Source organism: Brevibacillus nitrificans (genome assembly GCF_003710965.1).
GTDB classification, from domain to species: domain Bacteria; phylum Bacillota; class Bacilli; order Brevibacillales; family Brevibacillaceae; genus Brevibacillus; species Brevibacillus centrosporus.
Genome location: NZ_RHHU01000003.1, coordinates 1,183,938 through 1,196,719, shown reverse-complemented (window position 1 = coordinate 1,196,719; position 12,782 = coordinate 1,183,938). Strand labels below are relative to the sequence as shown.

15 protein-coding genes are annotated in these 12,782 nt (G+C 51.3%); 11 read left to right on the top strand and 4 right to left on the bottom strand.

Annotated elements, in window-relative coordinates:
* Nucleotides 1-67 precede the first annotated feature (67 nt).
* Complete coding sequence (locus EDM59_RS07480; RefSeq protein ID WP_122923017.1) at nt 68-574, top strand: GNAT family N-acetyltransferase; 507 nt, start codon at nt 68-70, stop codon at nt 572-574.
* 72 nt (nt 575-646) lie between these two features.
* Here EDM59_RS07480 and leuD read toward each other — a convergent pair whose 3' ends face one another.
* Both leuD and leuC read right to left on the bottom strand, forming a co-directional pair.
* Nucleotides 647-1,234: a 3-isopropylmalate dehydratase small subunit gene (gene leuD / locus EDM59_RS07475; RefSeq protein WP_122923016.1), complete on the bottom strand. Its 588-nt coding sequence runs from the start codon at nt 1,232-1,234 to the stop codon at nt 647-649.
* The gene (gene leuC / locus EDM59_RS07470) at nt 1,231-2,661 is read right to left on the bottom strand and encodes a 3-isopropylmalate dehydratase large subunit (protein WP_122923015.1); all 1,431 of its coding nucleotides are present in this window, start codon (nt 2,659-2,661) and stop codon (nt 1,231-1,233) included. The genes leuD and leuC overlap by 4 nt, the downstream gene beginning before the upstream one ends.
* Nucleotides 2,662-2,777: 116 nt before the next feature.
* Between leuC and EDM59_RS07465 the strand changes: the two genes are divergently transcribed.
* From EDM59_RS07465 to EDM59_RS07450, 4 genes are all read left to right on the top strand, one after another.
* Nucleotides 2,778-3,665 (top strand): LysR family transcriptional regulator, encoded by an 888-nt coding sequence (locus EDM59_RS07465; RefSeq protein ID WP_122923014.1) that lies wholly within the window; start codon nt 2,778-2,780, stop codon nt 3,663-3,665.
* Nucleotides 3,666-3,781: 116 nt separating this feature from the next.
* Nucleotides 3,782-4,129: a thioredoxin family protein gene (locus EDM59_RS07460; RefSeq protein WP_122923013.1), complete on the top strand. Its 348-nt coding sequence runs from the start codon at nt 3,782-3,784 to the stop codon at nt 4,127-4,129.
* A 35-nt stretch (nt 4,130-4,164) separates the two neighbouring features.
* Nucleotides 4,165-5,076 carry an RluA family pseudouridine synthase gene (locus tag EDM59_RS07455; RefSeq protein WP_122923012.1) on the top strand — a complete coding sequence of 304 codons (912 nt, stop codon included), beginning with the start codon at nt 4,165-4,167 and terminating at the stop codon, nt 5,074-5,076.
* Between the two features lie 59 nt (nt 5,077-5,135).
* Nucleotides 5,136-6,254, top strand: coding sequence for a YheC/YheD family endospore coat-associated protein (locus tag EDM59_RS07450; RefSeq protein ID WP_122923011.1), 1,119 nt, complete (start codon nt 5,136-5,138; stop codon nt 6,252-6,254).
* A 167-nt stretch (nt 6,255-6,421) separates the two neighbouring features.
* On the opposite strand, the gene EDM59_RS07445 is transcribed toward EDM59_RS07450, so the two are convergent.
* Both EDM59_RS07445 and EDM59_RS07440 read right to left on the bottom strand, forming a co-directional pair.
* A complete protein-coding gene (locus EDM59_RS07445; RefSeq protein WP_122923010.1) occupies nt 6,422-6,877 on the bottom strand; it encodes a GNAT family N-acetyltransferase in 456 nt (151 codons plus the stop codon).
* 21 nt (nt 6,878-6,898) lie between these two features.
* Nucleotides 6,899-7,804, bottom strand: coding sequence for a LysR family transcriptional regulator (locus EDM59_RS07440; RefSeq protein ID WP_183192839.1), 906 nt, complete (start codon nt 7,802-7,804; stop codon nt 6,899-6,901).
* Nucleotides 7,805-8,012: 208 nt separating this feature from the next.
* Here EDM59_RS07440 and EDM59_RS07435 point away from each other — a divergent pair, with 208 nt between their 5' ends.
* The 6 genes from EDM59_RS07435 to EDM59_RS07410 all read left to right on the top strand — a co-directional run bounded on the left by EDM59_RS07435 (nt 8,013) and on the right by EDM59_RS07410 (nt 12,775).
* Complete coding sequence (locus tag EDM59_RS07435; RefSeq protein ID WP_183192838.1) at nt 8,013-8,777, top strand: SDR family NAD(P)-dependent oxidoreductase; 765 nt, start codon at nt 8,013-8,015, stop codon at nt 8,775-8,777.
* Nucleotides 8,778-8,961: 184 nt separating this feature from the next.
* Nucleotides 8,962-10,011, top strand: a complete 1,050-nt coding sequence (locus tag EDM59_RS07430; RefSeq protein WP_170184356.1) for an amidohydrolase family protein — start codon at nt 8,962-8,964, stop codon at nt 10,009-10,011.
* Nucleotides 10,012-10,053: 42 nt separating this feature from the next.
* Nucleotides 10,054-10,407 carry a Rieske (2Fe-2S) protein gene (locus EDM59_RS07425; protein ID WP_122923006.1) on the top strand — a complete coding sequence of 118 codons (354 nt, stop codon included), beginning with the start codon at nt 10,054-10,056 and terminating at the stop codon, nt 10,405-10,407.
* Nucleotides 10,408-10,488: 81 nt separating this feature from the next.
* Nucleotides 10,489-11,250 (top strand): fumarylacetoacetate hydrolase family protein, encoded by a 762-nt coding sequence (locus EDM59_RS07420; RefSeq protein ID WP_122923417.1) that lies wholly within the window; start codon nt 10,489-10,491, stop codon nt 11,248-11,250.
* 19 nt (nt 11,251-11,269) lie between these two features.
* Nucleotides 11,270-12,265 carry a Bug family tripartite tricarboxylate transporter substrate binding protein gene (locus EDM59_RS07415; protein WP_122923005.1) on the top strand — a complete coding sequence of 332 codons (996 nt, stop codon included), beginning with the start codon at nt 11,270-11,272 and terminating at the stop codon, nt 12,263-12,265.
* 63 nt (nt 12,266-12,328) lie between these two features.
* Nucleotides 12,329-12,775 carry a tripartite tricarboxylate transporter TctB family protein gene (locus tag EDM59_RS07410; protein ID WP_122923004.1) on the top strand — a complete coding sequence of 149 codons (447 nt, stop codon included), beginning with the start codon at nt 12,329-12,331 and terminating at the stop codon, nt 12,773-12,775.
* Nucleotides 12,776-12,782: the final 7 nt, after the last annotated feature.

Here is a 12,782-nt window from a genome sequence, read left to right as displayed (position 1 = left end):
CAAGTCTTTACATTCGTGCAGGTCTCCACTATCATTGATGGGAAATGCAGGGAGAGGGGCAGCAGGGATGGAGATCAGACAACTGGGACCAGAGGATGCACAAGCCTTTGCAGCATGCAGATTAGAAGCGCTGCAAAAGGATCCGGATGCTTTCGGGTCGACCTACGAGGACGAAAAGAATCGCACGCTGGAGGAATGGCAGGAGAGGCTGACCCAGACTCCGGGAGAAAACGCATTCTTTGGCGCTTTTGAAAAGGGAGAAATCGTAGGAACCATCGGCTTCTTCCGCCATAAGGGAAGAAAAGTCAGACATAAGGGAGCTATTGTCTCCATGTACGTAAGGGAAGTACATCGAGGCAGCGGGGTGGCTGCTGGCTTAATGAATGCGGCACTCGATTACATCCGCGGGCTGGGAGATGTCGATCAGGTGCAGCTCGCCGTCGTTACCACGAATCCGGCAGCGGTTCGCTTTTACGAGAAAATGGGCTTCCAAACCTATGGATTCGAGAAAAGAGCGTTGAAGGCAGGGGAGCGCTACTTCGATGAAACGCATATGTACCTGCTCATCGAATAGATCGAAGAGAAGAGGGGCTACGGAAACAAAAAAGCGAAGGCATGGATCCCGTGCCTTCGCCTCTCTTTTCTATTAGGAGCGTTGTGCTTCGTACGCAGAGATTTTGTCTTCGTACTGCAGCGTCAGACCAATGTCATCCAGTCCGTTCAGCAGGCAGTAACGACGATAGGGATCCACTTCAAACGGATAGGAAAGACCCTCGTTGTCTTTCACAACCTGCTCCTGCAAGTCGATGGTCAGCTGGTAGTTTTCACGGCTTTCTGCCCGTTTGAACAGCTCGTCGACTTGTTCTTCGCTCAGCTTGATCGGCAAGAAGCCGTTCTTGAAGCAGTTGTTGTAGAAAATATCCGCAAAAGATGGTGCGATGACCGCGCGGAATCCGTAGTCCGTAAGCGCCCAAGGGGCATGCTCACGGGAGGAGCCGCAGCCGAAGTTGTTGCGGGCGAGAAGAATGGTAGAATCCTTGTACGCTGGCGTATTCAGGATGAACGAGTCAATCGGTGTGCCGTCTACGTTAAAGCGCCATTCGAAGAACAGGAACTGGCCAAAGCCACTGCGCTCGATCCGCTTCAGGAATTGTTTAGGGATGATGGCGTCTGTATCTACGTTTACACGGTCGAGAGGGGCTACCAGACCTGTGTGGATGACAAATGGATTCATTGGAATACCTCCTTGCTCACGTTCTCATTTTTCCATTCACGTACGTCTACGAAGTGGCCAGCAATCGCCGCAGCTGCAGCCATCTCCGGGCTCACCAGATGTGTGCGTCCGCCGCGTCCTTGACGGCCTTCGAAGTTCCGGTTAGAGGTAGACGCGCAGCGTTCGCCCTCCGAGAGGATGTCAGGGTTCATCGCGAGGCACATCGAGCAGCCGGACTCGCGCCAGTCAAAGCCAGCTTCTTGGAAAATGAGGTGCAAGCCTTCTTGTTCGGCGAGCTGTTTCACCGATTGGGAACCAGGAACGACCATGGCATGAACAGCAGGGGAGACCTTGCGTCCTTTTGCCACCTCAGCTGCTTTGCGAAGGTCTTCGATCCGACCGTTCGTACAGGAGCCGATAAACACGCGATCGATTTTGATTTCATTCATTGGTGTGCCAGGCTCAAGACCCATGTAAGCGAGCGCGTCTTGCGCAGCTTTGCGTTGTGCAGTGGTTTCGAAGGATTCTGGATTTGGTACGGTGCTTGTGATGTTGGTACCCATTCCAGGGCTAGTACCCCATGTCACTTGCGGAGCGATTTGTGTCGCGTCGATTTCTACCACTGTGTCATACGTCGCACCTTCGTCTGTGACAAGCTGTTTCCACGCTTCTACGGCAGCCAGGAAGTCTTCGCCCTGTGGTACGTAACGCTTGCCTTTCAGGTAGTTAAACGTAGTCTCGTCAGGAGCGATCAGACCCGCGCGAGCGCCGCCTTCGATCGTCATGTTGCAGACGGTCATGCGCTCTTCCATGGTCAGCTTGCGGATGGCAGCACCTGTATACTCGATGACATAGCCGGTAGCGAAGTCAGTTCCGTATTTTGCGATAATCGCCAAAATTAAGTCTTTTGCGCTGACTCCGAATGGCAAATCGCCATTTACGCGAACTTCCATCGTTTTTGGCTTGAGCTGCTGGAGGCACTGGGTCGCCAGTACGTGTTCGACCTCGCTGGTACCGATCCCGAATGCCAGGGCACCGAATGCACCGTGTGTAGAGGTGTGGCTGTCCCCGCAAACGATCGTTTTCCCTGGATGAGTCAGACCGAGCTCAGGACCGATGACGTGCACGATCCCTTGGTCAGGGCTGTTCAGGTCAGCGAGGGTGATGCCAAACTCTTGGCAGTTCTCTGTCAATGTTTCCATTTGCTGACGGGAGATCGGGTCTTTTACATTGAAGCGATCCGCTGTAGGAACGTTGTGGTCCATCGTAGCGAAAGTGAGCTCTGGACGGCGAACCTTGCGACCAGCCAAGCGAAGTCCTTCGAATGCCTGTGGAGAGGTAACCTCGTGAACCAAATGCAGGTCGATGTACAAAAGGCTAGGTTTTCCTGCTTCCTCGTGAATCACGTGATTGTCCCAAATCTTTTCAAACATGGTGCGTGCTTTCATAATGACGATTCCTCCTTCGTTCGAAACTCTTATCAAGGTTGTATCATGGTAAAGAAAATAGTTCAAAGATATAATAATTATGAGAAGGATAGTTTTTGCCTATCGGGAGGTTTTTTATGGAGTTACGACAAGTTCGCTATGTGCTTGCAGTCGCAGAAGAACGCAGTTTTTCGCGAGCAGCAAACCGATTACATCTGGCTCAGCCATCGCTTAGCCAACAGATCGCCAAACTAGAAAAATTGCTCGGAGTGAGCTTGTTTCATCGGCTGCCCCAACACGTGGAGCTGACGGATGCAGGACAACGTTTTGTGCAGGTCGCCCAAACATTGGTCGATATGTCAGAGGGCCTGGAGCGCGAGATGCGTGCGTATGCGGTCGGGGAGAGCGGAAAGCTGCTCGTCGGTAGCTTGCCGATCACGGGGGCGTACGTCCTGCCGCGCGTCATTTCTGCCTTTACCAAGCAGTTTCCGGGTGTAGAGCTGCAGCTGATGGAGGATACCTCCAGTCATTTGGAGCAGCTGCTCGTGCGGGGGAAAATCGATGTGAGTCTTTTGACCATGCCAATCAGTGATCCTTCCCTGGAAATTATTCCGGCGATCAATGAGGAGATTTTCTTGGCGCTGCCCCCTAGTCATCCTCTGGCGAATCGGAAGGAAGTCGATTTGGCGGAAGTAGCCGACCAGCCCTTTATTTTGCTAAAAGAAGGACAAGGCTTCCGCACCATTTCCCTGCGTCTCTGTGAGCAGGCGGGCTTTCGACCCAAAATCGTTTTCGAGAGCAGCAACATCCAGACCGTGCAGTCTTTAGTGGCAGCGGGAATGGGGCTTTCCTTTGCTCCCAAAATGATTACGCTGGCACCTGGCACCGTAGAGCCGCCTGTCTACGTCCGCATGACAGCCAAGCCGTACCGGACGCTCGTCGTGGCGTATCGCAAGGACAGGCCGCTGTCTCGTCCTGCTGAGGTGTTCGTGCAAAATCTCGTCGAACAGGGAGAACATATCTAAAGCAAAAGGCGCGCCCTTTTTTGCCCTCGAAGTCCCTGCAGCTACACTTCCAGTTACGCATGATCGGCAAGGTTGTGATACACTATTTCCAAATCATTCTGGGAGGGAAACTTACCATGAGAGAAGTAAAAACAGAAGCAGATTTTGAACAAGTAATCTGTGCATCAAAGCCAGTTGTCGTGAAGTTCTTCACAGATTGGTGCCCAGACTGTCACCGGATCGACCCATTCATGCCAGCGGTTGAAGAAAAGTATCAAGCAGAGCTGGACATGATTTCGGTAAACCGCGACACTTTGCCAGAGCTGTCCCAAAAGCTGGATGTATTCGGAATCCCCAGTTTCATTGCCTTCCAAGAAGGAAAAGAACTGGTTCGCTTTGTTAGCAAGCTGGGCAAAAGTCGTGAAGAAATCGAGCATTTCCTGGATCGCGTCATCCAAGTAGGGAAAGGGCTGGAGCAAGCCTAAGTCTTGAGTAGAAATGCCAGGGAGAATCGAACGCCATGCAAACCATGAAAAAAGAAGGGGAGTGGCTCATAGCGCGCTTGACAGCCGCTGACGCAGCCGCCACCCCGATTGGGAACCTGCTTAGAGAGGGATGGAAGCTGCCTCGCAAGCAGGTCCATCTTTTATTTCAGCACAAAGAAGTTTTGATCGACGGTCAGCCTGTGGCGCAGCACGCAAAGGTGGAAGAAGGGCAAGAAATCCGGCTGCGTCTATGCCAGCCGGAGCCGTTTGGAATCGAGCCGGTGGAAGAGCCACTCGACGTCTTGTACGAGGACGACCACCTGCTAATCGTTGAAAAGCAGGCAGGAATCTTGCTGCATCCAACAGAGCCGCACCACCATTTGACGTTGGATCATCTGGTTGCGGGCCACTTTTTCCGCACAGGGCAGCAGGCAAAAGTACGGCATGTCCACAGGCTGGATCAGGATACCTCTGGTGTCGTCCTGTACGCCAAGCACCCTTGGGCGTCCGCCATTTTGGATGAGATGCTGCGCGAGAGGCTCATCAAACGGACGTATGTGGCCTTCGTACATGGGCAGGTGGCCAAAGAGAGCGGGAAGATCAATCAACCGATCGGAAAAGACCGCAATCACGCCACACGTAGAAGAGTGACGCCAAATGGGGATACAGCCATTACGCACTATACGGTACGAGAGAAGTATCGCAACGCAACCAAAGTCGAATGCAGTCTGGAAACAGGGAGGACCCATCAGATTCGGGTTCATCTCAGCTACATCGGACATCCATTGATCGGCGATACCTTGTACGGAGGCAAGCGCGACGGGATCTTGCGTCAGGCTCTGCACGCAGAAGTCCTGCAATTTACGCATCCATTTGGAAATGAAACTGTCAAAGTGCATGCCGATCTGCCAGCCGATCTGGTGGAGCTGGAAAAGAGACTCAGATAAGTGCCAATGCTGTCGTAGGTGAATAAACTGCCAGGGAGGAATCGAGAGAGGGTGGTGTGATGAAACGACCCACGATCGGTGTTCTGACCTGGCGCGAAGGCAAACGATTTGCAGAGCCGGCGTACTTCCGGCGTCTTCTCCGGGCAGGACAGGAGCTGGGCAGCACGGTTTTTTTGTTTTCTCCCAAGGATGTGCTGGCACAAGGTAAACAGGTGAGAGGATTTATTCTCGACGCAAATGGCAACTGGCAGGCGCGGATATTCGACCGGCCGGATGCCGTTTTTGATCGATACCGCTATACGCCAACGCAAGCTTTTAAAGACTATGTCGCGTTTCGCCGCACGAGCAATTTCCTCTATGCCAACAATCGCTTGGCGAATAAATGGCGCGTGCATGAGGTGTTGTACCGGGATGAGCGGATGCATCGCTGGCTGCCGGAAACCTTTTTGTACAACCGTGCCAACTTCGTTAAAATGCTGGGCAGGCATTCCTTTTTGTACGTCAAGCCGCTGAACGGTACAGGTGGGCGCAACATCCTTTGCATTGAAAAGACGGATCAGGGCTACCGCTTGCTGGGTCGAGACAGACAGCGATCGAAAATATCTACCGTCGTCAAACAGGCGGATGCTGTTTTGCGCTATGTCGACCGCTGGACGAGGGCAGAAAAGTATATTGTGCAGCAAGGACTTCGGCTACAGCTCGTCCCGAAACGGGCTGTCGACATGCGTCTGCTGATTCAAAAGGACGGCAATGGTGATTGGAGAGTTACGGGGCACGGCATGCGGGTCGGAGGAGAGCGCAGCGCCACGTCGAACCTGCACGGTGGCGGAAAGGCGATGATAGTCCCGGAGTTTTTGCGTCCGCGATTTGGGGATGCGAGGACCATGGAAATCGTGCGAGACTGCGAGCAGCTCGCCTATCAGACAGCAGAATCCCTGGAGAATCACTTTGGCAGGATGGTGGAGTTCGGCCTTGATATCGGCATTGATGTAAACGGACGTGCATGGCTGATCGAGGTGAATCCGAAGCCTGCACGCGAGGTGTTCCGGGAGATGGGTGCCGTGCAGCAGTACAAACAGGCCATTTCGAGACCAATCGAATACGCGATGTATTTGGCTCGTACGAAAGGGCAGGAAGAGAAAGAGAAAAAGTATTCTCGCGTATCTGCTAGGCGGTGAGGCGAGCGTGAATGACAGGAAAGAGCCGGACCAGCAGCAGGTCCGGCTTTTGCATTTGCCATTGTGCGTGAAAGGAAGCAATCAGAAAGATACATAATGATTATTATGTAAACCAACGCCGTAGTGAAACCAGCAGCTATCGGCAGTCGCAGGGGGCATCTTTTCGATTAAAACAGGTCCTGGGACAGACGAACCATATCGATCACCTGAATGCCGTTTTCAAAGATCGGCTCGTCGTAATGGCGGAGAAAAAAGTCCCGGTCCACTCCTGTGATGCGAAAGCCGCATTTTTGGTAAAGGGCGAGCTGTCCAACGCTTGAATTTCCCGTACCGATCTCCAGCGTGCGGTACCCGAGCAGCTTCGCCTGCTCAATCGCATGGAGGACCAGACGTTTGCCGAGACCTTGTCCTTGCCTGGCCTCCGCGACAGCGATATTGACTAGCTCGATCGTATCCGGGCGGGTCGGCAGCAGCACGTACACGCCGTAGATGGCATCAGTTTCCTGAGCGATATAGCATACGCCCCGTTTGATATATTCTTCTACTAGCTTTTGCGAAGGATCTGCCAGCAAGAGCAAGTCTAGCGGGACAGGGCAGGAAGCAGGCAATGGGATGATTTCCATGTCAGTCACTCCTTGAATGGATTACTTTTCGCCTTTCTCGATGTGCTGTTTCAAAAGCCGCAAAAGCTCCTTGGACGTCTTGGTCAAGGAGTTTTTTTTCTTTTTGACCCAGGCGATCTGCATCTTGATTTGCTCACCGTTCATCAACAGAGGGACCACCACGATTTCACCGTCATCCAAAAAGCCGTGGTTGCGAATCGAAAGCTCCGATAGAAAGGTGATGCTCGTCCCGTTGACGACCCTGCTTTTAATGGCCTCGATATTGTTGGTGGTCAAAGAGTACTTAAAGTAATCACTGTTGTTGAAGTAGTTGCGGAACCAATCCTTGATGCTGCCATTATAAATGACGATGCGCTGATCGATCACTTCTTCGGGAGTTAAAGACTCTTTCTTGGCAAGAGGAGAGTCTTTATTGATACAGACAAAGGTTTTGGATGACATCAGCACCTGATAATCCAGCTCTGGGTCTTGCCGAATCTCGTCATTTAAGATCAAAAAGCCCAGATCGACCAGGTTGTTTCGCACTTCATAAATAATTTCCTTCGAGCTTTTTTCTGCAACTTCGATTTGTGTAGAAGGGTGCTCGCTCATAATGGCTTCCAGAGATTGGTTCAGGATCAGCATGAACATTGGAACAGAGGCGAGTTTGAGTTCCCGTTTTGCTTTTGGCCCGTGCTCATCCGCAATCTCATTGAACTCACTGACTTTGCTCAAGATTTCCTCGGCTTTCTGGATCAGCTTCCATCCGGCTGGTGTAGGCACGATACCTGTTCGAGAACGAATGAACAAAGTAAAGCCCAGGTCCTGCTCCATGCGCGAGATCGATTTGCTGACAGCGGATTGAGAGACGTGAAGATTTAGGGCAGTAGCTGAAATGGAGCCCGTTCTGGTTGTTTCTACTAAATACTGTAGCTGTTCAATATTCACTTGGCACCCTCCAGTATGACAAAATCTCATACCAATATGACTAACCTGTATTTTATCAGGAGACAGAAATGAAATACAATATAAACAATTCAGTAAACCAATTGTGAATGCGCTTTCTACAAGAAGACGCGTTCTTGGTTTTAGAAAGTAAGAAAACTCATTGATCAAACAAGTTTCATGACAAAAGCAAGCGATGAGGGGGAGCAGGATGAACGAGTTGAACCAGGCTGTTTGCTGGGTAACAGGCGCTGCGGGGGGAATCGGTAAAGCCGTATGCTCGCTGATTATTGCCAACGGAGGGCATCTGGTCGTATCGGATGCGAACGAAGCAAAGCTGTATGAGCTCTGCGAGGAACTGAAAAACGAGCAAACGAAAATTTTGCCGATCGTGCTGGATGTCTCCGATCAGCAAGAGGTAAGAGTGGCTGGTGAAAAAATAGAGAGCATGTTTGGTCGTTTGGACGTTCTCGTAAACGGTGCAGGGATTTCTCCGAAAGGGGAGAATGGGCGAGTTCTGGTAGAAGACATGGACCCGGCTATTTGGAGAAAGGTATTGGATATTAATTTGAATGGCACCTTCTACTGTAGTCAGGTAGCAGTCAAGCTCATGAAAAAACATAAAAAGGGCCATATCGTCAACATCGCTTCTTCCGCTGGCCGTACATACAGTCCGATCACAGGAGCACATTACGCCGCGAGTAAAGCAGCAATGATCTCGCTGACTCGCCAGCTGGCAGGAGAAGTAGGGCCGGACGGGATCTATGTAAACGCTGTAGCGCCTGGGCGAATTGATACCCCGATGATTTGGGATGTCGCTTCAGAGGTGAACGAGAATGCCGCGAATAATACGCCATTGCGCAGGTTAGGCACACCGGAAGAAGTGGCCAAGGCGATCGGATTTTTGATTTCCGAGCAGTCAAGCTTCATCACGGGAGCCGTCATTGATGTGAATGGTGGGCGATTCATGGTGTAGCAGCGGGGGGAGAGTGGTCAGCAAACTCTTGTCACAACCTAATTAGATAGTTGCGAAATTAGTTTGCCACATCCTTAGCTTGCGCAAATCATTTTCCTGCTAGCGAGAACAGTGAGTATTTTATCGTCGGGCGCAGCTTCTAGCGAATGAAGCTGCTAGATCGAACATACGAGGAGGGCCGGTTGTGAGTACAAAACAAAAAATCATTGATACGGACGTCCATCACGAGATTCGTTCAACAAGAGATCTGCTTCCTTACCTGCCGGATCAATGGAAACGTTATATTGCAGAGTATGGTTGGGTGCCAGAAAGAGCGATTCCATTCAATCAGGTGCGCAAAAATACGAAATACCGGATGGATTCCATTCCGGAAGACGGAGCGACGCCAGGCTCCAACTTTGATCTGCTGAAAGAACAGCTGCTCGACAAGCATGATATGTCGTATGCCGTACTGACCGGTTGGTTTTACGAGGCTACCGTAGCGAAGGGCTGGTATGAGTTTGCAGCTGCGAGGGCCTCTGCTTACAACGATTTTACGGTAGACAAATGGCTGTCGAAGGATAAGCGCTTGCTTGGTTCCATTACGATTCCCAGAGAGCCTGAAGCAGCCGTGCGAGAAATCGACCGGATGGCGGCACATCCGCAAATGGCACAGGTCATGCTTCCGATCGGGGACTTCGCTTGGGGAGATCCATATTTCCACCCCATATTCGAAGCGGCAAACCGGCACGGACTGCCGATCGCCATGCACCTGTCCGCGAGCATCACCGCTCAAGGGGGAGACTTCCTCCGTTATTACGTAGCGTGGCGCTCTCTGCATCCGCAAGCGTATATGACTCAGGTGATCAGCTTGATTACGAACGGCATATTCGATAAGTTTCCGGATCTGAAGGTCGCATTGGTGGAAGGCGGCTTTGAATGGGTGCCGTTCATGATGCACCGCATGGACTCTGCGTACAAGGCTCTGAGACAAGAGACGCCATGGGTCAAGCGTATGCCGAGCGATTATTTCCGGGACAACATGCGGTTCACCACGCAGCCGTGGGATGATCTTACCGCCCGGGAGTTTATGAATGTAATTGACATGATGGGTTCGGAAGACATGATTATGTACGCTTCGGACTATCCTCACTGGGATTTTGATCCGCCTGAGCGTACGATGCCGCATCAAATTTCCGATTCCTTGAAGCAAAAGATCCTGTATGAAAATGCACGTGATTTTTACCGCTTGTAGATCATTAGCCGCTTGGGCATTGAAGAAAGGAACTGATCAAAAATGAAGCACCTCGTGTGTCATTACGACGATCTGCTGCTGACCCAAAAAAAGTCAGTTTCGATTGATCGAAAGCCGATTGTCGTCGTCCGCTCGGAAAGTGGCGACGTGTATGCCCTTCGCGATGTTTGCCCGCATAAAGGACCTTGCTTGTCTGAAGGCATGCTGGATAAAGGCTGCGCGGGAAAAGAGGTAGGGGAGTATATTTTTGAACCGGACAAAGATGTTCTGAGATGTCCGTGGCACAGCTGGGAGTTCGACATCAAAACAGGGTGCTCCTTGTTCGATCCAGACAAGGTGCGAGTCAAAACCTATGAAGTCACCGTAGAAGACAACAAAGTATACGTAGAGGTTTAGCAAGTGGCAGCAAGCAAGAAGCAGCAGGAGTTGCTTCTTGCTCGAGACTCAATGATAGAAGGCAATGGAGGGAAAGCACGCATGAAGTACGTACGATTTTCTGAAAACGCTTCCGTTTCTTACGGTCTTGTAGAGGGAGACGAAGTCATCAAGCTAACGGGATCGATATTTGCATCCTACGAAAAAACGGACAAAAGATATGCGATTCATCAGGTTCAACTGCTGGCTCCCTTGCAGCCAGGCAAAATCGTGGCAATCGGGTTGAATTACAAGAAACATGCGGAAGAAGTGAACAAGCCTTTGCCAGAAGAACCGATGATGTTCCTCGTGGCACCGTCTGCGGTCATCGGTCCGGATGAACGAATTTTGCTGGCTCAGCCTGAACACAGAAATGAGCATGAGGGCGAGCTGGCGATCGTGATAGGAAAACGGGCGAAAGATGTATCTGCTGAAGAAGCCCTTGACTATGTGCTCGGCTATACCTGTTGCAACGATGTATCCGACCGGATCTTGCAGAAGAAAGACGGTCAGTTTACACGGGCAAAATCGTTTGAAACCTACAAGCCGCTCGGTCCCGCGATCGTGACAGACGTCAATCCGGATGACCTGCCGATTCGGGTCCGGGTGAATGGAGAGGTCCGGCAGGATTCCAACACGAGCGACATGATCTTCCCTACTGCGGAATTGATCTCGTTTGTTTCCAAAGTCATGACCCTTGAGCCAGGAGACATCATCATCACGGGGACTCCATCGGGTGTTTCTCCGATGTACGCTGGAGATGTCGTCGAAGTGGAAATTGAGGGGATCGGTACACTGAAAAATGTAGTGGCCAACAAGCCATAAAAAATCGGGGGGTCTCTTGATGAACAAAAGGAAGCTTGTATCGCTGGCAGGGCTGGCTCTTTCACTCGTTATTGGTTTGGCAGGCTGTTCAGGTGCCGGTCAGACATCGGGCGGCACGGCCAACTACCCGGACAAACCGATTCAAATGATCGTACCCTTTACGCCGGGCGGCACGACGGACATCGCGGCCAGAGCGCTTGCAGGTGTCATCAATAAATACATGCCTAATGGCCAGACCGTGGCTGTTATCAACAAAGACGGCGGTGGGGGAACCATCGGAGTATCCGAGCTCTTCCAGGCAAAAGGGGATGGCTACACGATCGGCATGGTGACGTCCGGGCCGATGACGATCAAGCCTCATGGCGGGCAAGTCGCTTACAAGCCGGAAGATTTCAAGCCAGTGCTGGAAGTCGTGGCAACCCCCAATGTATTGATCGTGAAATCGGATTCTCCCTGGAAAAACTTTGACGAATGGCTGGATTATGTAAAAGCAAATCCAGGTGACTTCAATTACTCCACGACGGGAACCGGCCTCACGCAGCACATTACCATGGAGAGCATTCAAGTAAAAACAGGAACGAAATTGACGCATGTCCCGTTCAACGGGGGCTCTCCTGCGATCATGGCCATGTTGGGCGGCAACGTTGCCGGAGCCTTTGTGCAGACGACCGAAGCGATGCCCTACATTCTCGATGGAACGGCTCGTCCGCTTTTTGTGGCAGGCACTTTCAAGCCGGAAGAGCTCAAAGATGTGCCGATGCTCTCTGACAAGAAAATTGATGTTCGCGGCGATGTCTGGACAGGAATTGCCGTTCCGAAAGATGTTCCGGATGAGATCGTTACGATCTTGCACGATTCGTTCAAAAAAGCACTGGAGGATCCGGCCGTTGTCGATCAGTTCAAAAAGATTGGGGCAGCCCCTGTCTACAAAGGACCGGCCGATTTTAAAGCGATTATCGAGCAGGATTACCAAACGAACGGGGAAGTTTTGCAAGCGATCGGATTGAAAAAATAAAGAAGGGACGAAAGACGTGCAAAACCGGTACGTCTTTCGGTTTTCTCCAAAAGGGGTGTTCGAGTGCGAAACGCAGGCAGCTGGGCAGCTGTTGTCCTCTTGATCTTTTCGGCACTTATCCTGTGGCAGTCGCTAGGGATGGAAAACCAGAATGCACTTGGCTTTGGTCCAGGGTTTTTTCCATTCTGGCTGAGCCTTTTGATGATCGTCTTGTCCATCGCATACTTGTTCCAAACGAGAAAAGACCGGATTTCCATCAAGGAAATGCTTCCGAAAAACAAAGGGCTTCGGGAATTTCTGCTCATTCTCGTGGCGATGGCTGTGTTTGTTTTGACAGCAGAGTGGATCGGCTTCATCGCCGCTGGGACGATTTCCGTATTTTTGCTGGTTTACCGAGCATTTAGCAAGGGTGTTGCAGTGGGGTTCTCGATCGGAATTTCGCTCTTGTTGTTCTTCATCTTTGTGAAAGCATTGTCTGTGCCGTTGCCGGTTAATTCATTTGGGTGGTAAAGGAGTG